Source organism: Cupriavidus sp. DF5525 (assembly GCF_040149425.2).
Lineage (GTDB): Bacteria > Pseudomonadota > Gammaproteobacteria > Burkholderiales > Burkholderiaceae > Cupriavidus > Cupriavidus pickettii_A.
The window spans coordinates 3747964-3770967 of sequence record NZ_CP168265.1; the positions used below are offsets into that span (position 1 = coordinate 3747964).

General features: G+C 67.0%; 22 protein-coding genes, 1 tRNA gene and 1 pseudogene. 12 read left to right on the plus strand and 12 right to left on the minus strand.

Going from position 1 to position 23004, the window contains the following annotated elements:
• Positions 1-12: 12 nt before the first annotated feature.
• A complete protein-coding gene (locus ABNX08_RS17500) occupies positions 13-978 on the minus strand; it encodes a LysR family transcriptional regulator (RefSeq protein ID WP_349606258.1) in 966 nt (321 codons plus the stop codon).
• 153 nt (positions 979-1131) lie between these two features.
• Here ABNX08_RS17500 and ilvD point away from each other — a divergent pair, with 153 nt between their 5' ends.
• Positions 1132-2805 carry a dihydroxy-acid dehydratase gene (gene ilvD, locus ABNX08_RS17505; protein ID WP_349606259.1) on the plus strand — a complete coding sequence of 558 codons (1674 nt, stop codon included), beginning with the start codon at positions 1132-1134 and terminating at the stop codon, positions 2803-2805.
• 75 nt (positions 2806-2880) lie between these two features.
• On the opposite strand, the gene ABNX08_RS17510 is transcribed toward ilvD, so the two are convergent.
• Genes ABNX08_RS17510 through ABNX08_RS17520 form a run of 3 tightly spaced genes read right to left on the minus strand, consistent with a single transcriptional unit; the run spans position 2881 to position 5398 of the window.
• Entirely contained in the window at positions 2881-3372 is a 492-nt protein-coding gene (locus ABNX08_RS17510) for a hypothetical protein (protein ID WP_349606260.1), read from the minus strand.
• The gene (locus ABNX08_RS17515) at positions 3369-3803 is read right to left on the minus strand and encodes a DNA polymerase III subunit chi (protein WP_022536403.1); all 435 of its coding nucleotides are present in this window, start codon (positions 3801-3803) and stop codon (positions 3369-3371) included. Before ABNX08_RS17515 ends, ABNX08_RS17510 begins: the two co-directional genes overlap by 4 nt.
• A gap of 32 nt (positions 3804-3835) precedes the next feature.
• A complete protein-coding gene (locus ABNX08_RS17520) occupies positions 3836-5398 on the minus strand; it encodes a leucyl aminopeptidase (RefSeq protein WP_349606262.1) in 1563 nt (520 codons plus the stop codon).
• A gap of 178 nt (positions 5399-5576) precedes the next feature.
• On the opposite strand from ABNX08_RS17520, the gene lptF reads away from it, so the two are divergent.
• Genes lptF through ABNX08_RS17535 form a run of 3 tightly spaced genes read left to right on the plus strand, consistent with a single transcriptional unit; the run spans position 5577 to position 8302 of the window.
• On the plus strand, positions 5577-6704 hold the full coding sequence (lptF, locus tag ABNX08_RS17525; protein ID WP_022536405.1) for an LPS export ABC transporter permease LptF: 1128 nt from the start codon (positions 5577-5579) through the stop codon (positions 6702-6704).
• On the plus strand, positions 6701-7879 hold the full coding sequence (gene lptG, locus ABNX08_RS17530) for an LPS export ABC transporter permease LptG (RefSeq protein WP_022536406.1): 1179 nt from the start codon (positions 6701-6703) through the stop codon (positions 7877-7879). The genes lptF and lptG overlap by 4 nt, the downstream gene beginning before the upstream one ends.
• A 24-nt stretch (positions 7880-7903) precedes the next feature.
• Positions 7904-8302 carry a CbiX/SirB N-terminal domain-containing protein gene (locus tag ABNX08_RS17535; RefSeq protein ID WP_349606264.1) on the plus strand — a complete coding sequence of 133 codons (399 nt, stop codon included), beginning with the start codon at positions 7904-7906 and terminating at the stop codon, positions 8300-8302.
• 84 nt (positions 8303-8386) lie between these two features.
• Here the strand turns inward: ABNX08_RS17535 and cobA are convergent, their stop codons facing one another.
• The 7 genes from cobA to ABNX08_RS17570 are packed head-to-tail and all read right to left on the minus strand — an operon-like array spanning position 8387 to position 15410.
• A complete protein-coding gene (gene cobA / locus ABNX08_RS17540) occupies positions 8387-9187 on the minus strand; it encodes a uroporphyrinogen-III C-methyltransferase (RefSeq protein ID WP_022536408.1) in 801 nt (266 codons plus the stop codon).
• 27 nt (positions 9188-9214) lie between these two features.
• Positions 9215-10519 carry a sulfate adenylyltransferase subunit 1 gene (locus tag ABNX08_RS17545; protein ID WP_022536409.1) on the minus strand — a complete coding sequence of 435 codons (1305 nt, stop codon included), beginning with the start codon at positions 10517-10519 and terminating at the stop codon, positions 9215-9217.
• A gap of 26 nt (positions 10520-10545) precedes the next feature.
• On the minus strand, positions 10546-11511 hold the full coding sequence (gene cysD / locus ABNX08_RS17550; protein ID WP_022536410.1) for a sulfate adenylyltransferase subunit CysD: 966 nt from the start codon (positions 11509-11511) through the stop codon (positions 10546-10548).
• 13 nt (positions 11512-11524) lie between these two features.
• Positions 11525-12328 (minus strand): phosphoadenylyl-sulfate reductase, encoded by an 804-nt coding sequence (locus ABNX08_RS17555; protein ID WP_349606266.1) that lies wholly within the window; start codon positions 12326-12328, stop codon positions 11525-11527.
• Positions 12325-12909: a DUF934 domain-containing protein gene (locus ABNX08_RS17560; RefSeq protein WP_349606268.1), complete on the minus strand. Its 585-nt coding sequence runs from the start codon at positions 12907-12909 to the stop codon at positions 12325-12327. The genes ABNX08_RS17555 and ABNX08_RS17560 overlap by 4 nt, the downstream gene beginning before the upstream one ends.
• A 16-nt stretch (positions 12910-12925) precedes the next feature.
• A complete protein-coding gene (locus ABNX08_RS17565) occupies positions 12926-14608 on the minus strand; it encodes a nitrite/sulfite reductase (protein ID WP_022536413.1) in 1683 nt (560 codons plus the stop codon).
• Between the two features lie 28 nt (positions 14609-14636).
• Complete coding sequence (locus ABNX08_RS17570) at positions 14637-15410, minus strand: sulfite exporter TauE/SafE family protein (protein ID WP_022536414.1); 774 nt, start codon at positions 15408-15410, stop codon at positions 14637-14639.
• A gap of 165 nt (positions 15411-15575) precedes the next feature.
• Between ABNX08_RS17570 and ABNX08_RS17575 the strand changes: the two genes are divergently transcribed.
• From ABNX08_RS17575 to ABNX08_RS17590, 4 genes are all read left to right on the plus strand, one after another.
• Entirely contained in the window at positions 15576-16517 is a 942-nt protein-coding gene (locus tag ABNX08_RS17575) for a CysB family HTH-type transcriptional regulator (protein WP_022536415.1), read from the plus strand.
• An 85-nt stretch (positions 16518-16602) separates the two neighbouring features.
• The gene (locus ABNX08_RS17580; RefSeq protein WP_349606270.1) at positions 16603-17766 is read left to right on the plus strand and encodes a class I SAM-dependent methyltransferase; all 1164 of its coding nucleotides are present in this window, start codon (positions 16603-16605) and stop codon (positions 17764-17766) included.
• A gap of 73 nt (positions 17767-17839) precedes the next feature.
• Positions 17840-19009, plus strand: a complete 1170-nt coding sequence (locus tag ABNX08_RS17585; RefSeq protein WP_349606272.1) for an ABC transporter substrate-binding protein — start codon at positions 17840-17842, stop codon at positions 19007-19009.
• A 33-nt stretch (positions 19010-19042) separates the two neighbouring features.
• Positions 19043-19918, plus strand: coding sequence for an NAD(P)-dependent oxidoreductase (locus ABNX08_RS17590; protein WP_022536418.1), 876 nt, complete (start codon positions 19043-19045; stop codon positions 19916-19918).
• An 11-nt stretch (positions 19919-19929) separates the two neighbouring features.
• Here the strand turns inward: ABNX08_RS17590 and ABNX08_RS17595 are convergent, their stop codons facing one another.
• Positions 19930-20850, minus strand: a complete 921-nt coding sequence (locus tag ABNX08_RS17595) for an alpha/beta hydrolase (RefSeq protein ID WP_022536419.1) — start codon at positions 20848-20850, stop codon at positions 19930-19932.
• Positions 20851-20967: 117 nt separating this feature from the next.
• Here ABNX08_RS17595 and ABNX08_RS17600 point away from each other — a divergent pair, with 117 nt between their 5' ends.
• From ABNX08_RS17600 to ABNX08_RS17615, 4 genes and pseudogenes are all read left to right on the plus strand, one after another.
• Positions 20968-21333, plus strand: a complete 366-nt coding sequence (locus ABNX08_RS17600; protein ID WP_022536420.1) for an HNH endonuclease — start codon at positions 20968-20970, stop codon at positions 21331-21333.
• 86 nt (positions 21334-21419) lie between these two features.
• Positions 21420-21504 (plus strand) — tRNA-Leu (locus ABNX08_RS17605).
• Positions 21505-21974: 470 nt separating this feature from the next.
• Positions 21975-22718, plus strand: a complete 744-nt coding sequence (locus tag ABNX08_RS17610; RefSeq protein WP_022536437.1) for a M48 family metallopeptidase — start codon at positions 21975-21977, stop codon at positions 22716-22718.
• Positions 22719-22849: 131 nt separating this feature from the next.
• A pseudogene (locus tag ABNX08_RS17615) lies at positions 22850-22978 on the plus strand (SMP-30/gluconolactonase/LRE family protein); the annotation flags it as partial.
• Positions 22979-23004: the final 26 nt, after the last annotated feature.

Genomic DNA, 23004 nt, shown 5'->3' on the forward strand with positions numbered 1-23004 from the left:
GCCCGCATGTAGTCAGCGAGGGTCTTGCCCGGCGGTGGCGGTCGTCTCGTGCGCGAGCGCGGTCGCGATCTCGATGAAGGAACGCAGCACCGGCGCCACGCCGGCGGCGCCCGCCGCACCAGTGGACGCGCCATCGCGCCAGACCAGGCCGGTCTCGATCTGCGGCCCCGCCTCGCGCAGCGCCAGGTACGACACGCCGGTGCGGCGAAGGTTGCACAGCGACGCCGGCACCAGCGCCACGCCCATGCCGGCCGACACCAGGCTGACAATGGTCTGCATCTGGATGGCTTCCTGCGCGATCACCGGCGCCAGGCCCTCGCGCGCATAGTAGCCCGTAATGATGTCATAAAACGCCGGCGCGCTTCGGCGCGGGAAGATGATCAGCGGCTCGTGGGCCGCCTCGCGCAGCGAAACCGTGCCATTTGCCGCGAACGCCCCGCCGGCCGGCCGCCAGCCGTCCGGGACGGCCAGTACCAGCGGCTCGCTCACCAGCGGCAGGTAGGCCAGGCCGTGCGGCATGGCCGGGAGCTGCGGTCGGATCACCAGGCCGGCGTCGATCGCCCCTTCCATCAGCGCTTCCAGCTGCACGTCGCTGGTGGCCTCGCGCAGCTGCAGCTGCACCTCGGGGTGGCGCGCCCGGAAGCGCCGCAGCAGATCGGGCAGGATGCCATAGTCGGCCGTGCTGACGAAGGCCAGCGACAGCGAGCCCACCTCCCCGCGCGCCAGCCGTTGCGCCAGCCCGGGCAGCGCCGCGGCGTCAGCCAGCACCCGGCGCACCTCAGGCAGCCACTGCTGGCCGGCCGGCGTCAGCACCACCGAGCGGCGCGTGCGCACGAACAGCTGCACGCCGATTTCCTCTTCCAGCGCCTGGATCTGCTGCGACAGCGGCGGCTGCGTCATCGACAGCCGGCGCGCCGCGCGGCCGAAATGCAACTCTTCGGCCACTGTGACGAAGTAACGCAGCTGGCGCAGGTCCAATCGGGCTCCTGATATGTTTTTCGACTCAATAAAGGTCAAATAATATATTTGACACACCAAAACGCAAGCGTCATCCTTTCGCCCACAACATCGCCGCCGTGCGCCGCTAGCACACGCAAGCCGGCACTGAAGATCCCCCGGAGATTCCCCACCATGGCATTCAACAAACGCTCGCAGAACATCACGCAAGGCGTGGCGCGTTCCCCCAACCGTTCGATGTACTACGCACTCGGCTACAAGAAGGAAGACTTCGACAAGCCGATGGTGGGCATCGCCAACGGCCACTCGACCATCACCCCCTGCAACGCCGGCCTGCAGCGCCTGGCCGATGCGGCCATCGACGCCATCAAGGCCTCGGAGGCCAACCCGCAGGTGTTCGGCACGCCGACCATCTCGGACGGCATGTCGATGGGCACCGAGGGCATGAAGTACTCGCTGATCTCGCGTGAAGTCATCGCCGACTGCATCGAGACCGCCGCGCAGGGCCAGTGGATGGACGGCGTGGTCGTGATCGGCGGCTGCGACAAGAACATGCCGGGCGGCATGATCGCGCTGGCGCGCACCAACGTGCCGGGCATCTACGTCTACGGCGGCACCATCAAGCCGGGCAACTGGAAGGGCAAGGACCTGACCATCGTGTCGTCGTTCGAGGCCGTGGGCGAATTCACCGCCGGCCGCATGAGCCAGGAAGACTTCGAAGGCGTGGAACAGAACGCCTGCCCGTCGACCGGCTCGTGCGGCGGCATGTACACCGCCAACACCATGAGCTCGTCGTTCGAGGCGCTGGGCATGTCGCTGCTGTACTCGTCGACGATGGCCAACCCGGACCAGGAGAAGGTCGACAGCGCCGCCGAATCGGCCCGCGTGCTGGTCGAGGCGATCAAGAAGGACATCAAGCCGCGCGACATCATCACGCGCAAGTCGATCGAGAACGCCGTGGCGCTGATCATGGCCACCGGCGGCTCGACCAACGCCGTGCTGCACTACCTGGCGATCGCCCATGCCGCCGAAGTGGAATGGACCATCGACGACTTCGAGCGCATCCGCCGCAAGGTGCCGGTGATCTGCAACCTGAAGCCGTCGGGCCAGTACGTGGCGACGGACCTGCACAAGGCAGGCGGCATTCCGCAGGTCATGAAGATCCTGCTCAAGGCTGGCATGCTGCATGGCGACTGCCTGACCATCACCGGCCGCACGCTGGCTGAAGAGCTGGAAAACGTGCCCGACACCACGCGTGCCGACCAGGACGTGATCCTGCCGATCGAGAAGGCGCTCTACGCCGAGGGCCACCTGGCCATCCTGAAGGGCAACCTGGCCGAAGAAGGCGCGGTCGCCAAGATCAGCGGCCTGAAGAACCCAGTCATCACCGGCCCGGCGCGCGTGTTCGAGGACGAGCAGAGCGCAATGGAAGCCATCCTGGCCGACAAGATCAACGCGGGCGACATCCTGGTGCTGCGCTACCTCGGCCCCAAGGGCGGCCCCGGCATGCCGGAAATGCTGGCCCCGACCTCGGCCATCATTGGCAAGGGCCTGGGCGAGTCGGTCGGCTTTATCACCGACGGCCGTTTCTCGGGGGGCACCTGGGGCATGGTGGTCGGCCACGTGGCGCCGGAAGCGTACGTGGGCGGCACCATCGCGCTGGTGCAGGAAGGCGATTCGATCACCATCGATGCGCACAAGCTGCTGCTGCAGCTGAACGTGGCGGACGAAGAGCTGGCCAAGCGCCGCGCCAACTGGAAGCAGCCGGCGCCGCGTTATACCCGCGGCGTGCTGGCCAAGTTCTCGAAGCTGGCGTCGACGGCGAGCAAGGGGGCGGTGACGGACTGATCGTCGTCCTGGTCATGTCAAGGAAAAAAAAGCCTGCGAGCGATCGCAGGCTTTTTTCCTGGAAAACCCGGAGGCTCAGTCCCCGCCCGGCGTCCTCTCAATCTCTTCCAGCGTCGCATCCAGCCACTCCACCAGGCGCGCTTCCAGCGACTGCGTCAGCTCGCTGGCCAGTTGCGCCGTCAGCGGTGCCAGCCGCGACTGCAGCGTGGCTTCGGTGTGGGCAGCGACCACCTGCGGCCACTCGGTGCGGAAGCGCATCATCACGCGCGTCAGCAACTCGGTGCGGACGGCGCGCAGGTCGTCTTCGCCCGGCTCCCCTGTATCTGCAGCCGATGCCGGTGCGATGCCCACGTCCTCCACGGCATCGCCCGTATCGCCGACATGCATGACCAGACCGGATTCGGCCATGCCGAAGGTATCGATCACCCCCTCCTGCGCAGCGGCAGCCGGCGCCGCCGTTTCGGCCGCTTTTTCCATATCAGGCAGGTCGACAACCTCGGTCAGCAACGGAATGCTGTCGTTCGGCCCGAGCCGCGGGATCACCCGCGAAGTGGTGCGTTCGCTCATGCGGCGTCTCCCTTGGGCTGGCCGATGTCGTGGTGCGTCAGCGGATAGCCGCGTTCGCGATAGAAGCGGTAGCGCTGGCGGCCGGCCTCGCGGGCCGCATCGCCGGCACCCACCACCTCGATCAGGCGTTCGAAGCTGGCGAATTGCGCCGGCGCCTCGTCGGCCAGGTTGATCAGCAGCTGGTGGTGCGGCACGCCCTCGGTGGTGGCGGCCAGCAGGATCGGCGTCACCGCCGCATTGGGGCTCTCGAGCCCGCAATGCGGCAGGAAGTCCAGCGCCGAAAACGTCCACAGGCGCGCGTCCAGGTCCGCCAGCTGCGCCGGCGCGCCGTGGATCACGACCTTCTGGCCGGCGCCGTAGGCCTTGCGGACCAGCCGGCAGACATAGCCGAGCACGTCCGGCACGTTGCTGTGGAAGTCGATGCGCGTCATGGACTTGTCGATGCCTGGGTTGCGCGCCGCGGTCAGGCCGCGCGGTCCATCAGGAACTGCGTCAGCATCGGCACCGGGCGACCGGTGGCGCCCTTGGCCGCGCCGCTCTTCCACGCGGTGCCGGCGATGTCCAGGTGGGCCCAGTCGTACTTCTCGGTAAAGCGCGACAGGAAGCAGGCCGCGGTGACGCTGCCCGCCGGGCGGCCGCCGATATTGCCCATGTCGGCAAAGTTGGACTTGAGCTGGTCCTGGTACTCGTCGTCCAGCGGCATGCGCCAGGCGGTGTCCATGGCGCGGCGGCCGGCCTGCAGCAGCTGGTCGGCGAGCAGGTCGGAGCGCGCGTACAGGCCGCTGTTGATATGGCCCAGCGCGATGATGCAGGCGCCGGTCAGCGTGGCGACGTCGATCACCGCGGCCGGCTTGAAGCGCTCGACATAGGTCAGCGCATCGCACAGGATCAGGCGGCCTTCGGCGTCGGTGTTCAGGATCTCGATGGTCTGGCCCGACATGCTGGTGACGACATCGCCCGGCTTGGTGGCGATGCCGCTGGGCATGTTCTCGCAGGTCGGCACCACGGCGATCACGTTCAGCTTCAGGCCCATTTCTGCCACGGCCTGGATGGTACCCAGCACCGAAGCCGCGCCGCACATGTCGTACTTCATCTCGTCCATGCCCTCGCCCGGCTTGAGCGAGATGCCGCCGGTGTCGAAGGTGATGCCCTTGCCCACCAGCACCACCGGTGAGTGCTTGGCGCCGGCGCCGTCATAGCGCAGCACGATGAACTGGGGCGGCTCTTCGCTGCCCTTGGTCACGGCGAGGAAGGCGCCCATGTTCAGCGCCTCGATCTGCTTGCGGCCCAGCACTTCGGCCTTGAGCTTGTGGCGCTTGGCGATGCCGCGCGCGGTGCTGGCCAGGTAGGTCGGGGTGCAGATATTGGACGGCAGGTTGCCCAGATCGCGCGTCAGTTCCATGCCGTTGGCGATGGCGGTGCCGCGCACTGCGGCCTGGGTGGCGGCGCGGGCATCGTCGCTGTCCACCGCGATCACGACCTTGCGCAGCGAGGACTTGTCAGTGCCGTTGGGCTTGCCGTTGGGCTTGCCGTTGGCGGCATTGTGCGCATTGGCACGTTTCAGGCCCGGGTGGCGCTCCAGCAGGCGGTAGCCGGCGTCGCGCACCAGCGTGATGGTGGTGATGACCGACCAGGCGACATCGCGCTGCTGCGGCGCCTGTTGCGCCAGGCACCACAGCGCCGAGGCCGCACGCGTGGACGACAAGGCACGCACGGCGGTGCGCACGGCGTCGGCAAAGGCCTTGTCCGAGAACTCGGCCTCCTTGCCCAGGCCCACCAGCAGCACCCGCGCGGCGCCCACGCCGGCGACTTCGTGCAGCATCAGGTGCGTGCCGCGCTTGCCTTCGAAGTCACCCTGCTTGACCAGCCGCGCCACCAAGCCCTTCGTGGCCACGTCCAGCGCCTTGGCCACGCCGGCAAGGTTCTGGCCTTCGAACAGGCCGACCACCAGGCAGTCGGTCTTGGTCGCCAGGAAACCATTTTGGCCGGCTTTGCTCCAATCCAGGGCTTTTGTGCTAAATTCCATCGCGCTTCCTTCCAGGGGCTCGTTAGACACGAAAGCCTCTATTATCCGCGATTTTCACCCGCGACCTGCCGCCGCTGATCCGCCCCGCTGACAGCCCGCTGTCTTGTCAGCTGTTCTCCCAGGCACATCTCGCACGGCACATCGCCCGCTCCGGCCGGCAGACCGGAACCGAACCCGCATGATCCTTCAACAAGCCCTGCGACGCGAGCTCGCCTACACCGCCGGGGCGGTGTTCCTGGTGATGCTGACCTTCATGCTCACGTCGCTCGTGATCCGCATCCTGGGGCTGGCCGCCAATGGCAAGGCCAGCCCCAACGACGTGCTGATGCTGATCGGCCTGGCCACCATCGGCTACCTGTCGATCCTGCTTTCGGCCACGCTCTTCATCTCCACCCTGATCGTGCTCACGCGCTGGTACAAGGATTCGGAGATGGTGGTGTGGTTCTCGGCGGGCATCTCGCTGCGCGACCTGGTCAAGCCGGTGCTGCAGTTCGCCGCGCCCCTCATCGTGCTGGCGCTGCTGCTGGGCATGTTCGCCTGGCCGTGGGCCAACCAGCAGAGCGCGCTCTTTCGCGACCGCTTCGAGCAGCGCGGCGTGATCTCGATGATCGCCGCCGGGCGCTTTATCGAGCCCGCCAAGGCCAACTACGTACTGTTCATCGAGGGCATCGACGCCGACATGAAGCATGCGCGCAATGTCTTCGTCGCCAATTCCGAGGCCGACAAGATCGGCGTGGCGCTGGCGCACCAGGGCAGCTTCGAGACCATGCCCAACGGCGACCGGCTGGTGGTGATGGAGAACGGCCGCCGCTATTCCGGCACGCCGGGCCAGATCGACTACCGCATCATCGAGTTCGAACGCTATGCGGTCAAGGTGGACAGCAAGCCGCCTGAGTCGGAGGCCAAGCTGCCGCCCAAGAGCCGCGACACCATCGACCTGATCCGCAATCCGACGCCGGAGAACCTGGGCGAGCTGGTGTGGCGCATCTCGCTGCCGATCCTGGCCTTCAACTTCGTGATGATCGCGATCCCGCTGGCCTACGTGAACCCGCGCCTGGGCCGCTACACGCCGCTGGTGTTCGCGGTGCTGATCTACCTGACCTACAGCAACCTGATCAACCTGTCGCAGTCCTGGGTGCGCTCGGGCGCGATCCCGTTCTGGCTGGCATGGTGGCCGATCCACCTGGCGGTGTTCCTGGGAGCGCTGATGCTGTTCCGCTACCGGCAAAACCGCAGCCTGGGCGGCTGGAGGGCGGTGTTCGGACTGCGCCGCCGCAATGCCGCGCCCACCGGAGGCCGGGCATGAGGATCCTGCGCGTCTATGAACGCTACTTCGGCCGGCTGGTCTACGGCGTGTTCGCCTTTATCCTGTTCGCGGTGCTGTCGCTGTTCGTGTTCTTCGACATGCTCAACGAGCTGGAGAACGTCAACAGCCAGTACACCTCGCTGGTCGCGCTGTTCCACGTGCTGCTGCAGGCGCCCACGCGGGTGTATGAGGTACTGCCGATTGCAGTGCTGATCAGCGCGATCTACGTGTTCTCGCAGCTCGCCAGCCAGTCTGAGTACACCATCTTCCGCGTGGCCGGCCTGAACACGCGCCAGGCGCTGTTCTCGCTGTTCAAGCTGGCGGTGCCGCTGGCGCTGGTGACGTTTATCTTCGGCGAGTTCATCGGCCCGCGCGCGGAGCAGTATGCGCAGAAGATCAAGCTCGAGGCGATCGGCGCGACGGTGTCCGCGGGCTTCCGCTCCGGGGTCTGGGTCAAGGACCGCGACAAGGACGCCACCGACGGCGGCGAGATCACCCGCTTCGTCAACGTGGCGGGGCTGCGTCCGGACCAGACCATCACCGGCATCACGATCTACGAATTCGATCCCGAGTACCGCCTGCGCGTGATCCGCGTGGCGCAGGAAGGGCGCTACCAGGGCGGTCAGTCGTGGGAACTGCAGAACGTCAGCGAGACGCGTTTTGCGGAGCTGGCCAAGACGGCGCAACCGACGCCGGCGGCACAGCCCGCCGCGCGCAGCGACGCGCTGGCGCCTGTCTTCCGTGCCGAGCAGATGAAGTTCCCGCGCGTGACCATGCATTCCGAGCTGACGCCGCAGATCCTGTCGGTGCTGCTGGTGACGCCCGAGCGCATGTCGACGCTGGATCTGTTCCGCTATATCCGCCACCTGCGCGACAACAAGCAGGACACGCAGCGCTACGAGATCGCGTTCTGGAAGAAGGTGATCTACCCGCTGACGCTGTTCGTGATGGTGGCGCTGGCCCTGCCCTTCGCCTATCTCCACGCCCGTGCCGGCGCGGTCGGCGTCAAGGTGTTCGGCGGCATCATGCTGGGGCTGTCGTTCCACTTGTCGAACACGCTGTTCTCGCACGTGGGGCTGCTGCATACGTGGCCACCGATCATCTCGGCGCTGGTGCCAGGCACGCTCTACCTGATGTTGGCGCTGCTGGCGCTGCGCTGGGTGGATCGTCACTGAGCCGGCACCGACGGACGCGCTGCCATGACCGCCTCCGCCCAGGCCCTGGTACTGTTCGCGCACGGGGCGCGCGATGCACGCTGGCGCGAACCGTTCGACCGGTTGCAGCAGAAGCTGGCCACCGCCCTGCCCCATTGCGAGGTGCGGCTGGCCTTCCTCGAACTGATGTCGCCCGGCCTGCCGGAATTGCTGGCCGATCTTGCGGCAAGCGGCGTGGCCGAGGTTACGGTGGTGCCGGTGTTCTTCGGCCAGGGTGGTCACCTGCGGCGCGACCTGCCCGCGCTGCTCGACCAATGCAGGCAAACCCAACCCGGCCTGCGCATCCATTGCGCCACGGCGGTGGGCGAAGCGGATGCGGTGCTGGACGCGATCGCGGCCTACTGCATCGCCTCGCTGCCAGCCGCCGCTACCGGACAGGCCTGACCCTGACCCGCGTGCCAATGACAAAAGCCCTGTGACGGCGACATGCCGTCACAGGGCTTCTTGTTTTTCGGGGACTGCGCGGAGTCAGGCGGCGCGCGGCGTACGGTCGATGGTCTCGCCAGCGTCGTCGCGCGGCGCTTCCGTCGCGCGCGCGGCCAGTGCCGCGCCGATCATCAGCAGGCTCGGCTGCACCGGATCGATCCAGGCCGCCGCTTCTCCCGCCGCCATCTGGCCAAGCGTGAATTCACGGCTGCGCTGCTGCGGCGTGGTGGCGGCTTCGACCACCCATGCCGGCGTCGACGCCGGCTTGCCATGCGCGATCAGTTGCGCGGCAATCGAGGCGGCCTGGTCGCGGCCCATGTAGTAGACCAGCGTATCGGCCTTGACCGCGGCCTCGATATCGGCGGAGCCTTCACCGTCCGCCGCCTTGGCCTGGGTGGCAAAGGCCACGCTGCGCGACACGCCGCGCTTGGTCAGCGGCTTGCCGATCGCCGAGGCGGCGGCCAGCGCGGCGGTAATGCCCGGCACCACCTCATACTCGATGCCGGCGGCTTCCAGCGCCTGCAGTTCCTCGTCGGCGCGGCCGAACAGCATCGGGTCGCCGCCCTTGAGGCGCACCACGCGCTCGTACTTGCTGGCGAGGTCGACGATCTGGCGGTTGATGAACAGCTGCGCGGTGGAGCGCTGGCCGCAGCGCTTGCCCACCTCGACCAGCTCCGCCTGCGGACACCAGGCCAGCATCTCCGGCGACACCAGTGCATCGTGCAGCACCACCTGGGCTTCGCCCAAAAGCCGTGCACCACGCACCGTAATGAGGTCTGCCGCACCGGGGCCTGCCCCGATGAGGGTCACCTTGCCGTAAGTCTTCTGAGCCTGCTTGTCCATCTGTTGCCCCTTCCCGTTCGTTACCGATCAGGAGAATGCACGGATCATGCCCGCGGCCACCGTGTGGTTGGTCGCTTCGTCGATCAGCACGAAGGCGCCCGTTGCCGGGTTGTCGCCATAGGCATCGCACACGATCGGCTTCTGCAGCGAGATCTGCACCGAACCGATATCGTTCAGGCGGATGTCATGGCGGCCGGTTTCGTGCGACAGCGTATGCACGTCCAGCACGCGGTCCACCGCCGACACGCGCGCGAACACGCTGGCCGTGGTGTGCTTGAGCACGTACTTGCGCGCCGGGTTCAGCGACTCGTCGTCGAACCAGCACAGGTCCGCCTGCAGCTTCTTGGCCGGCGCGGTGGCGGCATCGGCGGCGACGAACATGTCACCGCGTGATACATCGACGTCCTCGGCCAGGCGCACGGTGACCGTGTCGCCGACATTGGCGGATTCGGCGGCGCCGTTGGGCGTCAGCACTTCGGCCACCACCGCCTCGCGGTTGGCGGGCAGCACGCGCAGCTTCTGGCCCACGCGCACGGTGCCGGCTTCGATACGGCCGGCATAGCCGCGGAAGTCGTCCGACTGCGAACCGTCCTGACGGATCACCAGCTGCACCGGGAAGCGCAGCGCGGCGTCATCCTCGGGCGCGGCCTCTTCCACCGGCAGTTCTTCCAGCAGCGGCAGCAGCGGCTCGCCCTGGTACCAGGGCATGGCATCGCTCTCGTGCACGATGTTGTCGCCGCGCAGCGCCGACACCGGCACGTAGCGCACGTCCTTCAGGCCGAGCTGGGCGGCCAGTTCGGTGTAGGCGGTGCGGATTTCGTTGAAGCGCTGCTCGCTGTAGTCGACCAGGTCCATCTTGTTGACGGCCACGATCACGTGCCGGATCTCCAGCAGCTTCAGGATGGCCGAGTGGCGCTTGGTCTGCGCCAGCAGCTCGGCACGGCCGTCGGTGACGGTGACGCGGGTGGCATCGACCAGCACGATGGCCGCGTCCGCGGTCGAGGCGCCGGTGACCATGTTGCGGGTGTACTGCTCGTGGCCCGGCGTGTCCGCGATGATGAACTTGCGGCGCGCAGTCGAGAAGTAGCGGTAAGCCACGTCGATGGTGATGCCCTGCTCGCGCTCGGCTTCCAGGCCGTCGGTCAGCAACGAGAAGTCGATCTGCTCGCCGGCGGTGCGTTTGTTCTTGGCGTTGGTCAGCGCGGTCAGCTGGTCGGACAGCACGGCCTTGCTGTCGTACAGCAGGCGGCCGATCAGCGTGCTCTTGCCGTCGTCGACGGAGCCGGCGGTGATGAAGCGCAGCAGGCCTTGATGAGTTGCTTGGTGAGTCATGTTGAATTCCTTTGCTGCGTCCGGGATCAGAAGTAGCCTTCTTTCTTCCGGCGTTCCATCGAGGCTTCGCTGGTCTGGTCGTCCATGCGGGTCGCGCCGCGCTCGGTGATTTCGGTCACCGCGGTCTCGGCGATGATCGCTTCCGGCGAATCGGCAACGCTGGCCACCGGGCAGGTGCAGCTGATGTCGCCGACGGTGCGGAAGCGGACCGACAGCACTTCGCTGACGTCGCCGTCCTGCTTGGGGGTGATTGGCGTGACCGGCACCAGCAGGCCGTTCTTGCGCACCACTTCACGCTGGTGCGAATAGTAGATCGGCGGCAGCGCCAGCTTCTCGCGGGCGATGTACTGCCACACGTCCAGCTCGGTCCAGTTCGAGATCGGGAACACGCGCATCTGCTCGCCCTGTGCCATGCGGGCGTTGTACAGGCTCCACAGCTCGGGGCGCTGGGCCTTCGGGTCCCACTGGCCGAACTCGTCGCGGAACGAGAAGATGCGTTCCTTGGCGCGGGCCTTCTCTTCGTCGCGGCGGGCACCGCCCATCAGCGCGTCGAACTGGTGCGCCTCGATGGTTTCGAGCAGCGTCACGGCTTGTGCGGCGTTGCGCGAATCGGTTTCCTTGCGCAGGCGCACGGTGCCGCGCTTGATCGAGTCTTCCACATGGCCCACCACCAGGCGCGCACCCAGTTCGGCGACGCGCTGGTCACGGAATTCGATCACTTCCGGATAGTTATGGCCGGTGTCGATATGCACCAGCGGGAACGGCAGCTCGACCTTGCGGTCGCCCAGGCGGAACGCCTTCAGCGCCAGGTGCAGCATCACGATCGAGTCCTTGCCGCCGGAGAACAGCAGCGCCGGGTTGCGGCACTCGGCCACCACTTCGCGGATGATGTAGATCGACTCGGCTTCGAGGCGGTCGAGATGGTCGTTCTGTACCTGCAACAGGTGCGCCACGCTGCTGGTGGCTTCTGCGATGTCGTTCATGATGCCCATTTTTGTACCGGCCTCAATGCTTGATGTTCTGTTCGTGGAGCCCGCACTCTTTCGAGTCCTTGCTCTCCCACCACCAGCGTCCCGCGCGCACATCCTCGCCCGCGCGCACCGCACGCGTACACGGCTCGCAGCCGATGCTGGGATAGCCCTTGGCGTGCAGGTCGTTGATCGGCACGTTGTGGCGCTTCAGGTAAGCCCACACCTCCGGCTCGCTCCAGTCCGCCAGCGGGTTGAACTTGGGGATGCCGCGGGCTTCGTCCATTTCCTCGAACGGCAGCTCGGCGCGCGTCACGGCCTGCTCGCGGCGCTGGCCGGTCAGCCAGGCGTCGGCGTGCGACAGCGCGCGGTTGAGCGGCTCGACCTTGCGGATGCCGCAGCATTCCTTGCGCAGGTCGATGCTGTCGTAGAAGCCGTTCAGGCCATGCTTCTTCAGGTAGTTCTCGACCGCCTCCGCGTCCGGCGTGAACTGCTCGATGCTGTACCCGTAGTGCGACTGCACCTTGTCCAGCACCGCCAGCGTCTCGGCGTGCAGGCGTCCGGTCTGCAGCGTGAAGACACGGATGCCAGCGCGCACGGCGGGGGTACCGCGCAGGATGGCATCAGTCAGCACCATGTCTTCAGCCGCGAGGCTCGAGGCAAAGCGCGCGCGGAAAAAGCGTGTGGCGATTCCGGCCAGGCGCTCGCCCAGCTCGCGTTCCTTCTGCTCCAGCGCTTCGATGCTGCCGGTGTACTCCGGCGCCACCCACAGCGCGGGCGGCCGCAGCCCCGACACCGCGCCGGCGTCGACCACCGCGATCTCGCTCAGCACCGTGCTCATGCCGTTTCCTTCGGCTGCACGGCGCCGCCTTCGGTGCGGGCGCGGCGGAACAGCGGCAGCGGCTCGTCGACCGAAGCCTGGTAGGTCACGGTGAACTCGGTGAAACCCTTGATGGCGTCGTCGATGCTCTTGTCGGCGCGCACCGCGAAGGCGTCGAAGCCGCAGCGCTTCATGAAGTTGAGCTGGTCGCGCAGCACGTCGCCGATGGCGCGCAGCTGGCCGTTCCACTTATAGCGGGTGCGCAGCAGGTAGGCGGTCGAGAAGCCGCGGCCATCGCGGAACACCGGGAAGTCCACCGCCACCAGCGACACGCGCTCGAAGTACTGGGCCACGTCGCCCGGCTCGTCTTCCGGAGCCAGCCACACGCCGGTGCGGGCCACGTCGCGGCCGGCCAGCAGCGCTTCGTGGGCCAGCCACACCGACAGCGGGAACAGCACGGCGTCCTGGCTCTGCACGGCGGCAGCGATCTGCTCGTCGGTCAGCGGTTGTTCGGCGGTGCCGCGCAGCACGGTCCAGTTATCTTCGACGATGACCGGGACGACATTGGCGCCGTCGCGTTGCAGTTGAATAATCTTTGCCATGTTCAGTCTCCGGTCCTCAGGCCTCAGCGCGCTCGCGCGGCTGCTTGTCGGCGTACACGCGTTCCTTGAACGGCGCGATGCCGATGCGGGACAGAGTTTCGATAAAGCGTTCGTCCTCGATGCGGTTGGCAACGAAGGTGTCGATGATGCGGGTCACCACCTCGGGCATTTCCTCGGCGCTGAACGACGGGCCGATCACCTTGCCCAGCGCGGTCTTGTTGCCCTGGGCGCCGCCCAGCGTGACCTGGTACCACTCCGAACCGTCCTTGTCGACGCCCAGCACGCCGATGTTGCCGACGTGGTGGTGGCCGCAGGCGTTGATGCAGCCCGAGATGTTCAGCGAGATCTCGCCCAGGTCGTAGACGTAGTCCAGGTCGTCAAAACGGTCCTGGATCGCCTGCGCGATGGGGATCGACTTGGCGTTGGCCAGCGAGCAGAAGTCGCCGCCCGGGCAGGCGATGATGTCGGTCAGCAGGCCGATGTTGGGCGTGGCCAGGCCAGCCTTCTTGGCCAGTTGCCACAGCTCGTACAGGTCCTGCTTCTTCACGTCCGGCAGCACCAGGTTCTGCTCGTGCGCCACGCGCAGTTCGCCAAAGCCGAAGCGGTCGGCCAGGTCGGCCACGGTCTCGATCTGCGTGTCGGTGGCATCCCCCGGGGGCGAGGCCACGCCCGGCTTGGTCGACAGCGTCACCGCGGCGTAGCCCGGCACCTTGTGGCCGTGCACGCTGCGGCTGACCCAGCGCGCGAAGGCCTTGTCTTCCAGCAGGTGCTTCTCGTACGAGGTGTCGGTATCGGCCAGCTTCTCATAGGCCGGCGGCGCGAAGTACTGCGCCACGCGGTCGAACTCGGCCTGCGTCAGCGTGGCGGGGCCGTCCTTGCTGTGCTGCCATTCTTCCTCGACTTCCTGCGCGAACTTCTCCACGCCGATGGCCTTGACCAGGATCTTGATGCGGGCCTTGTACTTGTTGTCGCGGCGACCATAGCGGTTGTACACGCGGATCGCCGACTCGACGTAGGTCAGCATGTGCTGCCACGGCAGGTCTTCCTTGATCACCGAGCCCAGGATCGGCGTGCGGCCCAGGCCGCCACCGGCCAGGATCCGCAGGCGCACTTCGCCGTCAGCGTTCTTGTAGGCATAGATGCCGATGTCGTGCATCTGCACCACGGCGCGGTCGTCGGCCGAGGCGGAGATGGCGATCTTGAACTTGCGCGGCAGGAAGGCGAATTCCGGCTGGAAGGTGCTCCACTGGCGCAGCAGCTCGGCCAGCACACGCGGGTCCACCGACTCGTCCGGCGCGACGCCGGCGAAGTGGTCGGTGGTGATGTTGCGCACGCAGTTGCCCGAGGTCTGGATGGCGTGCATCTCGACGCTGGCCAGCTCGGCCAGCACGTCGGGCACGCGCTCCAGCTCCATCCAGTTGTACTGGATGTTCTGGCGCGTGGAGAAGTGGCCATAGCCGCGGTCATACTCGCGCGCGATATGGCCCAGCTTGCGCATCTGGTTCGACGACAGCAGGCCGTACGGAATCGCCACGCGCAGCATGTAGGCGTGACGCTGCATGTACAGGCCGTTCTGCAGCCGCAGCGGCAGGAACTCTTCCTCGGTCAGCTCGTCGGACAGGCGGCGGCGCACCTGGTCACGGAACTGGGCGACGCGCTCGGCGACGATGCGCTGGTCATATTGGTCGTACTGATACATGGCGGGGTCCGTTCAGTATTCGTTGAATTCAGGAAACGAGCTTGATGGCGACCAGCGTCAGCGTGGTTGCCAGTGCGGCACGCACGAGCCGTTCGGGCAGCGCCCGCGACAGTTGCGCGCCCAGCCAGATGCCGGGGATCGAGCCCACCAGCAGCGCCAGCAGCAAATTCCAGTCGACCGTGCCGAGCCACACATGGCCCAGCCCGGCAATCGCCGTCAGCGGGACGGCGTAGGCAATGTCGGTACCGGCGACTTCGGCCGGCTTCATATGGGGGTACAGCAGCAGGATCAGCGTGGCGCCGACCGCGCCGGCGCCAATCGACGATACCGTCACCAGCACGCCGATCACGGCACCGACCGCGATGGTGGCAATGACCTGGGCGCGGCCGTGCAGCTGGAAGCGCGGATTGCGTTCCAGCCAGGCCAGCATCTGCTTGCGGAACAGCAGCGACAATACGGTCAGCAGCACTGACACGCCGATGGTCACGCGGATCGCGTGCAGCCACTGGGCGTTGAGTTCACCTGCGCTCTTGAGCACCAGGATCGCGGCCACCGCCGTCGGCAGGCTGCCGATGCACAGGCGCCGCACCACCTGCCACTGCACATGGCCGTGGGCGCGGTGCGCGATGGTGCCGAAACCCTTGGTGATGGCCGCGAAGGCCAGGTCGGTGCCGACCGCGGTCGCCGGCGAGAAGCCGAACAGCAGCGTCAGCAGCGGCGTCATCAACGAGCCTCCACCCACCCCGGTCAGACCGACGAGGACGCCTACAAACAGACCGGAAACGGTATAGGCAACAGACATGGAGGACTCGGCTGGGCCTGGCCAGTGGGTCTCGCATCACAAAGTGGCTGCTGCGAGAGGACGCACTGAGGGCAGGCTGTTCATTAACAAAGTTCGAGAATCGTAATAAACTGGCCTCATACCTCAAACTAATAAGAAGTTGTTTGTTTATACGAACCTAGATATATGAACCTGCACCAGTTTCGCTTCGTGCGCGAAGCCGTCCGGCAGAACTACAACCTGACCGAGGCCGCCAAAGCGCTCTACACATCACAACCCGGTGTGTCCAAGGCCATCATCGAGCTGGAAGAAGAGCTGGGCGTCGATATCTTCACGCGCCACGGCAAGCGCATCCGCAGCCTGACCGAGCCTGGGCGGCGCATTCTCAGCTCCGTGGAGAAGATCCTGCAGGAGGTGGAAAGCCTGAAGCGCGTCGGCATGGACTATGCGGCACAGGACCAGGGCAACTTCACCATCGCCACCACCCACACGCAGGCCCGCTACGCACTGCCTCGGGTGATCGGCGAGTTCACCAAGCGCTACCCCAAGGTGCGGCTGTCGATCCAGCAGGGCAACCCGACGCAGATCGCCGACATGCTGCTGCACGACCAGGCCGATATCGGTATCGCCACGGAAGGCATCACCAACGACAAGAACCTGGTGTCGTTGCCGGGCTACCAGTGGACGCATATGGTGATTACGCCACCCGACCACCCGCTGCTGGACAAGAAGCACCTGGCGATCGAGGACCTGATGGGCTACCCGCTGATCACCTACGACCCCAACTTCGCCGGGCGGCCCAAGATCGACAAGGCCTTCGAGCTGCGCCACCTGAAGCCCGACATCGTGCTGGAGGCGATTGACGCGGACGTGATCAAGACCTACGTGGAGATCGGCCTGGGCGTGGGCATCGTCGCCGGGGTCGCCTATGATGCGGAGCGCGACCGCAACCTGCGCGGGATCCCGGCCGGACACCTGTTCGGCAGCAATGTGACGCACCTGGCGGTCAAGCAGGGCGCCTACCTGCGCAGCTTTGTCTACACCTTCATCGAGCTGTTCTCGCCGACGCTGAACCGCAAGCTGGTCGAGCAGGCCATGTCCGGCGACCACGAAGCCTACGAACTCTGAGCGCGGCACGCTGCCGCCCTCTCTATATAAGAAGCAGACCAACCATGCATTGCATATCCATCACGCCGCACCGGCCGGAGGCCCTGTGAGCCCCGAGCGCGAACTGCCCCGGATCCACTGGACCGAAGACGGCGCCGAACGCAGCGCCGCCTGGCGCTCCGAAGCCGGCACCACGCCGCCGCGGCGCGTGGTGATCGCCGACGACACCACCAGCGCCGACACCGCCTACCGCCTGGCCTGCGAGGGCACCGCCCTGCTCTGGCGCGGCGACTTCCAGAACGCGCGCCAACTGCTGCAGGCAATGGCCCGCCGCACCGAACGCAAGCCCAAGAAGGCCAGCCGGCCCGGCCAGAAGGCCAAGGCCGCGGCGCCGCACTCACCCACCGAGGCCTTCCACCTGCACCGGCTGGCGCAGTCGCAGCGCGCCCGCACGCTGGGCATGCTGCTGCTGCCTTTCGAGGCCGACCACAGCGTACCGCTGCGCCGCGCGCCGGACGTGCGCGAGGCCTGCGAGCAGGTCTATGGCCCGGCCGACGAACCCTACGTTGCGTCGATGCGCGAGCTGCTCGGCATGATCGGCGCCTATGAATGGCGCAAGAAAGGCGTGGAGATCCCGGCGCTGGAAGACCGCATCCACCCCTGGTACGGCGTGTTCTCGCCGGTGCGCGGCGAGTATGTCGACCTGGTCGCGGCCGAGCCGCTTCCGGCGAAGACGCTGGCCTTCGACATCGGCACCGGCACCGGCGTGCTGGCCGCGGTGCTGGCCCGGCGCGGCGTGAAGCGCATCGTGGCGACCGACCAGGACCCGCGTGCGCTCGCCTGCGCCCGCGAGAACATCGACCGGCTCGGCTATGCCGGGCAGGTCGAGATCGTGCAGGCCGACCTGTTCCCCGAAGGCCGCGCGCCGCTGGTGGTGTGCAACCCGCCCTGGGTGCCGGCACGGCCCAGCTCGCCGGTCGAGCGCGCGGTCTACGATCCGGACAGCGCCATGCTGCGCGGCTTCCTGCAAGGGCTGGCCGAGCACCTGGAGCCGGACGGCGAAGGCTGGCTGCTGCTGTCGGACCTGGCCGAACACCTGGGCCTGCGTCCGCGCGAGGAACTGATGGGCTGGATCGAGGCAGCCGGGCTGAAGGTGCTGGGCCGCTCCGATATCCGCCCGCGCCACCCGCGCGCGAGCGACGCCATCGACCCGCTGCATGCGGCGCGTTCCGCCGAGGTGACCACGCTCTGGCGTCTGGGCGCGCGCTGACGCGCCCCGGGCGTGCCCCTCGGGCAGAGTTCGGCTATCCTTTCCCGTCACATATAAGAACGGAGGAGACAAGATGCCGAACCTGCCCCGCCTGCTGCCCGCCGCCGTGCTCACCGCCCTGCTCTGCGCCAGCGCCACCGCGCTGGCTGACATCCGCGTCGGCATCGACGTATCCACCACCGGGCCAGCGGCCTCGATCGGCATCCCCTCCAAGAACACCGTGCTGATGTGGCCGCAGACGCTGGGCGGCCAGAAGGCGCATTACGTGATCCTGGACGACGGCTCCGACCCGGCCGCGGCGGTGCGCAACGTGCGCAAGCTGATTTCCGAGGAAAAGGTCGACGTGATCGTCGGCCCCAACATCACGCCCACCGCCATCGCCGCGCTCGACGCCGTGTCCGAGAGCGAGACGCCGATGGTGGCGATGGCGGCCTCGGCCGCCATCGTCGAGCCCCAGACCGACACCAAGCGCCGCTGGGCCTTCAAGATGCCGCAGAACGACTCGCACATGGCGACCGTGCTGACCGAGTACATGAGCAACCACGGCGTCAAGACCGTCGGCTTTATCGGCTTTGCCGACGCCTATGGCGAAAGCTGGTGGCGCGAGTTCTCGAAGCTGGCCGAGGTGCGCAAGATCAGGGTCGTTGCCAACGAGCGCTTCTCGCGCAACGACACCTCGGTGACCGGCCAGGTGCTCAAGCTGATGGCCGCCAACCCCGACGCGGTGCTGATCGCCGGCGCCGGCACGCCCTCGGTGCTGCCGCAGAAGACGCTGGGCGAGCGCGGCTACAAAGGCAAGGTCTACCAGACCCACGGCATCGCCACCTGGGACTTCCTGCGCATGGGCGGCAAGGACGTGGAAGGCACGCTGTTCCCGACCGGCCCGGTGGTGGTCGCGCGCCAGCTGCCCGAGAGCCACCCGGTGCGCAAGGTCGCGCTGGACTTCGTCAACCGCTACGAGGCCAAGTACGGCGCCGACAGCGTGACCCAGTTCGCCGGCGACGCCTGGGGCGCATGGATGCTGCTCGACGATGCCACGCGCCGCGCGCTCAAGACGGGCGCCCAGCCCGGCACGCGCGAATTCCGCGCCGCCATGCGCGACGCGCTGGAATCCACCACCAACCTCACCATCCCCAATGGCGTGATGAACATGAACCCGAAGGACCACCAGGGCTTCGACCAGCGTTCACGCGTGATGGGGGTGATCCGCAACGGCAAGTTCGCCTATGCGGGCGAAAAGTAGCCCGCTGCCTCAAGCCTGAAAGGAAGCATTCGCATGACCACCACCCCCACCACCGTTGCCTTTATCGGCCTGGGCGCCATGGGCTCGCACATGGTCCGCCACCTGCTGGCGGCCGGCCATGCCGTGCGCGCCTTCGTGCGCCGCCCGGAGGCCGCCGAGGCCGCGCGCGCCATGGGTGCGGAACCGTACTTCACGCCGGCCGAAGCCGCGCGCGGCGCCAGCGTCGTCTTCACCAACGTGACCTCGTCCGAAGACGTGCGCGAAGTGCTGCTGGGCGAGCAAGGCGTGATCCACGGCGCCGCGCCCGGCACCATCTGCGTGGACCACAGCACCATCTCGCCGATCGTCACGCGCGAGATCGCGGCGGCGCTGGCCGCGCGGGGCATCGAGGCGCTGGACTGCCCGGTGTCGGGCGGCACCGCGGGCGCCGAGGCCGCCACGCTTACCATCATGGTCGGCGGCAAGCCCGAGATGCTGGAGCGCGTGCGCCCGCTGCTGCAACTGCTGGGCAAGACCATCACCCATATCGGCGACAACGGCGCCGGCCAGGTCGCCAAGCTGTGCAACCAGATCGCGCAGGTGGTCAATATCGAAGGCATCGCCGAAGCCATGCGCTTTGCCGCCGCACAGAACGTCGATACCGGCCGCGTGTTCGAGGCCATGGCGACCGGCATGGCGGGCAGCCGCATGCTCGACCTGATGGGCCCCAAGATGGTGGCGCGCAACTTCGCCGCCGGCATCGAGGCGCGCCTGCACGACAAGGACTTCGGGCTGGCGCGCGATATCGCCGAGGAAATCGGCCTGGACCTGCCGGCGATGCAGGCCACCTCGGCGCAGTTGCGCATGCTGATGGCCAACGGCTGGGGCAAGGACGATACGTCGTCGCTGCTGCGCGTGCTCGAGGACTGACCGACCCTGCCCTAGCGGCCCATCAGGCGCAGTACCGCGCGCGTCAGCGTGCTGTCCGCCTCGCTGAAGCCGTCGAGCACATTGAAGTGGTGGCAGCCCGGCAGCACGATATCGCTCGCTGCCGGGTGCCCCACGTTGGCCGGCCACGCCGCGCGCATCAGCGCATGCTGGCGCTGGTACTCGTCCGCCTCCAGCTCGCCCACGGCAAGCGCCAGCGGCGCTGCGCCGGCCGGCGGCATGAACGCCGGCGACAGGCGCGCGACATCCTCTTCCGACAGCCGCAGGTCGCACTGCAGGAAGGCCGCGCGCCGCAGCGGCTCCATGTCGTACAGCCCGCTGACCGAGAGCCCGCCCTTGACCAGGTCGACCGGCAGATCGGCGCCGAGCTCCGGCCAGCGCGCCGCCATCAGCATCGCCACCAGGTGGCCGCCGACGGAATGCCCGGCCACGAACAGCCGGTCCGGATCGTGCCCGAACTGGTCCGACTCGCGGTACAGCCAGGCAACGCTGTCCAGCACCTGCCGCACGATCTCCGGCACCGTCACGGACGGCACCAGCGAGTAGTTGACCACCGCCACCGCTACGCCCAGCGCCGGCAGCACGCTGGCGACAAAGCTGTGGTCGCGCTTGTCCAGCGCACGGAAATAGCCGCCGTGTACGAACACCAGCAGCGGCGGCAGCGATCCGTTCGCCCTCTGCGCCGGGAAATAGTCCAGCGTCTGGTCCTGCGGATGCCGTGCGCACGCGCCGGCATAGCTCAGGTCGGCGAGGAAGCCGCCGCGCTCGCGCACCTCGGCGGACCACTGCGCCCAGCGTGCCATATGCGCCGGGTTGTCCGGCACATTGGCGCGGTTGTTATATTCTCGGTCGTAGAACTCAGGATCCTGCGAGGGAAGGCTGGCAAGGCTCGCCAGCGAAGCTTGGTCGGTCATGGCGTTCGGTGCGTTGCGGTAGCTGGAAGGCCGGCGCCGATCGCATGACGTGCGCCGTGCCGGCGATCCTAACCGGATTTGCGTGCCGCAGGCCATCCGTGCCACTACCGTTTATCCATGGTCGTCAAACGCCACCTGCGCTCCGGCCGGGCCAGCCAGCTCGGCCCCCCGCCCCCACCCCCGGACAGTCCGGCCGCCACGCGCTGCCCCTTATGCGGCCGCGAACTGGTGCCGGGCCCCAGCACCGACCTGCACCATCCCGTCCCGCGCAGCCACGGCGGCCGCGAGGTCGTGCCGATGCACCGCGTCTGCCACCAGAAGATCCATTCCGTCTTCACCGAGGCCGAACTGGCGACCACCTTCCACGACTGGCACGCGCTGCGCCGCCACCCCGCCATGGCCGAGTTCATCCGCTGGATCGCCCGCAAGCCGCCCGAGTACTACGACCGCAACCGCACCGCCCGGGCCCGGCGCGGGCGTTGAACCAACCGGACGCCGGTTGTCGGGCGGGTGGATTTGCGGCATAATCCTCGGCTCAGCACGGCATCGGTTCCGATGCCAGACACCCTGCCCGGGTGGTGAAACAGGTAGACGCAGGGGACTCAAAATCCCCCGCCGCAAGGCGTGTCGGTTCGAGTCCGACCCCGGGCACCATCAAAAAAAAAAATCCTTTGCTTTGCATAATGCGCAATCGGCCTTGACCGAGACGCGTTCGTTGGCGAGGCGCAGCTAGCCAGAGCTCCCGTTATCTGAGCAGTCTCATCCCGGCGACGTTCGCTGCCTTGGCATCAAACGTCGCCGTGTATTCGCACTGCGCTTCGTGGCACGTCTTCTCGATCAGGCAGTCCGCAAAATCGGCCGACGAACCAGCGTACAGCCGCAACGCCTTCCAGACTGTTTCCGCCGCCTCGATTACCAGTTCCTTCGTTCGCAGCAGCGTCTCGATGACCTGTGCGATTTCACAACACTTTCGGTGAGTTGAATCAGCAGCCCGATGTCCGGGCCTACAAATGCTTTGAGGGCCACTATTCGGAAGCCCGATGTCGGACGGCGTCCACTAGCGCACCCTCCTCCCGCTTCCTATCCTATGGCATTGCCCATTCCATTCTCCCCCGGAGCGAACCATGAAGCGACTCACCCTCTCCGCCCTAGCCTGCGCCACCCTGCTTGCCGGCTGCGCCGGTGCCAACGTGGAAAACCTCACCCAGGCCGGCGGCAGCCTCTTCACCGCCGCTACCTTGTCGGACGCCAACGTCAAGACGCTGTCCGACCAGTCATGCGCGGAGATGGATAAGAAGAACACCCTCGCGCCTGCGGACAGCACCTACACCAAGCGCCTGGCCACGGTGATGAGCGGGCTTGGCAATACCGGCCTGCCGCTCGACGCCAAGGTGTACATGACCAAGGACATCAATGCCTGGGCGATGGCCAATGGCTGCGTGCGGGTCTACAGCGGGCTGATGGATTTTTTGAGCGACGATGAAGTGCGCGGCGTGGTGGGCCATGAGATCGGGCACGTGGCGCTCGGCCATACCAAGGCAGCGATGCAGGTGGCCTATACCGCGGCCGCTGCGCGCGGGTTGCTCGGGTCGACCAGCATCGCTTCGCTGACTGCGCTATCGTCGTCGCAGATTGGGGACCTGGCCGAAAAGTTCGTCAATGCGCAATTCTCACAGCGCCAGGAAACCGCGGCCGATGACTATTCGTTCGACCTGCTGACGAAGAACGGCGCCAACCGGCAGGCGCTGGCGACGGCGTTCCGCAAGATGTCGACGCTCGACGGCGGGCAGTCGAGCATGCTCAGTTCGCACCCGGGCTCGCAGGAGCGTGCCAAGCATATCGAGGACCGCCTGGCCAGGCAGCGCTGAGCCGCGCTCTGCCTCTCCACGTCCCACTGCCCATCTCCTCCATCGGGGATGCCAAATCAGCCCTGTGCGCCGATGCGGCAAAAGCCAACAGCAAGCTGAGGCAGCTTACTGTTGGCTCGCACGGACTGGCACGGATGGCGCATATCCCGGTGCCGCAAAAAGTGGGCAACCTTACCTTCGGTGGCGTCGCGGGCAATGAATGGTTCATCGCCGCCAGCACCTCGCTCTACCGCCTGCGGCTTGGCCAGCAAGTCGCCTGAGCTTTGCCGCGGCTGGCAGAGCGCTG

What these genes read in the sequence shown, in the direction of transcription:
- ABNX08_RS17520 (WP_349606262.1), bottom strand. Translation starts at nt 5,398, where the DNA reads ATGGAATTTAGCACAAAAGCCCTGGATTGGAGCAAAGCCGGCCAAAAT.
- ABNX08_RS17610 (WP_022536437.1), top strand. Translation starts at nt 21,975, where the DNA reads ATGAAGCGACTCACCCTCTCCGCCCTAGCCTGCGCCACCCTGCTTGCC.
- ABNX08_RS17555 (WP_349606266.1), bottom strand. Translation starts at nt 12,328, where the DNA reads ATGAGCACGGTGCTGAGCGAGATCGCGGTGGTCGACGCCGGCGCGGTG.
- ABNX08_RS17595 (WP_022536419.1), bottom strand. Translation starts at nt 20,850, where the DNA reads ATGACCGACCAAGCTTCGCTGGCGAGCCTTGCCAGCCTTCCCTCGCAG.
- ABNX08_RS17535 (WP_349606264.1), top strand. Translation starts at nt 7,904, where the DNA reads ATGACCGCCTCCGCCCAGGCCCTGGTACTGTTCGCGCACGGGGCGCGC.
- ABNX08_RS17510 (WP_349606260.1), bottom strand. Translation starts at nt 3,372, where the DNA reads ATGAGCGAACGCACCACTTCGCGGGTGATCCCGCGGCTCGGGCCGAAC.
- ABNX08_RS17570 (WP_022536414.1), bottom strand. Translation starts at nt 15,410, where the DNA reads ATGTCTGTTGCCTATACCGTTTCCGGTCTGTTTGTAGGCGTCCTCGTC.
- ABNX08_RS17560 (WP_349606268.1), bottom strand. Translation starts at nt 12,909, where the DNA reads ATGGCAAAGATTATTCAACTGCAACGCGACGGCGCCAATGTCGTCCCG.
- ABNX08_RS17515 (WP_022536403.1), bottom strand. Translation starts at nt 3,803, where the DNA reads ATGACGCGCATCGACTTCCACAGCAACGTGCCGGACGTGCTCGGCTAT.
- lptG (WP_022536406.1), top strand. Translation starts at nt 6,701, where the DNA reads ATGAGGATCCTGCGCGTCTATGAACGCTACTTCGGCCGGCTGGTCTAC.
- ABNX08_RS17545 (WP_022536409.1), bottom strand. Translation starts at nt 10,519, where the DNA reads ATGACTCACCAAGCAACTCATCAAGGCCTGCTGCGCTTCATCACCGCC.
- ABNX08_RS17575 (WP_022536415.1), top strand. Translation starts at nt 15,576, where the DNA reads ATGAACCTGCACCAGTTTCGCTTCGTGCGCGAAGCCGTCCGGCAGAAC.
- ABNX08_RS17585 (WP_349606272.1), top strand. Translation starts at nt 17,840, where the DNA reads ATGCCGAACCTGCCCCGCCTGCTGCCCGCCGCCGTGCTCACCGCCCTG.
- lptF (WP_022536405.1), top strand. Translation starts at nt 5,577, where the DNA reads ATGATCCTTCAACAAGCCCTGCGACGCGAGCTCGCCTACACCGCCGGG.
- cobA (WP_022536408.1), bottom strand. Translation starts at nt 9,187, where the DNA reads ATGGACAAGCAGGCTCAGAAGACTTACGGCAAGGTGACCCTCATCGGG.
- cysD (WP_022536410.1), bottom strand. Translation starts at nt 11,511, where the DNA reads ATGGGCATCATGAACGACATCGCAGAAGCCACCAGCAGCGTGGCGCAC.
- ilvD (WP_349606259.1), top strand. Translation starts at nt 1,132, where the DNA reads ATGGCATTCAACAAACGCTCGCAGAACATCACGCAAGGCGTGGCGCGT.
- ABNX08_RS17600 (WP_022536420.1), top strand. Translation starts at nt 20,968, where the DNA reads ATGGTCGTCAAACGCCACCTGCGCTCCGGCCGGGCCAGCCAGCTCGGC.
- ABNX08_RS17565 (WP_022536413.1), bottom strand. Translation starts at nt 14,608, where the DNA reads ATGTATCAGTACGACCAATATGACCAGCGCATCGTCGCCGAGCGCGTC.
- ABNX08_RS17590 (WP_022536418.1), top strand. Translation starts at nt 19,043, where the DNA reads ATGACCACCACCCCCACCACCGTTGCCTTTATCGGCCTGGGCGCCATG.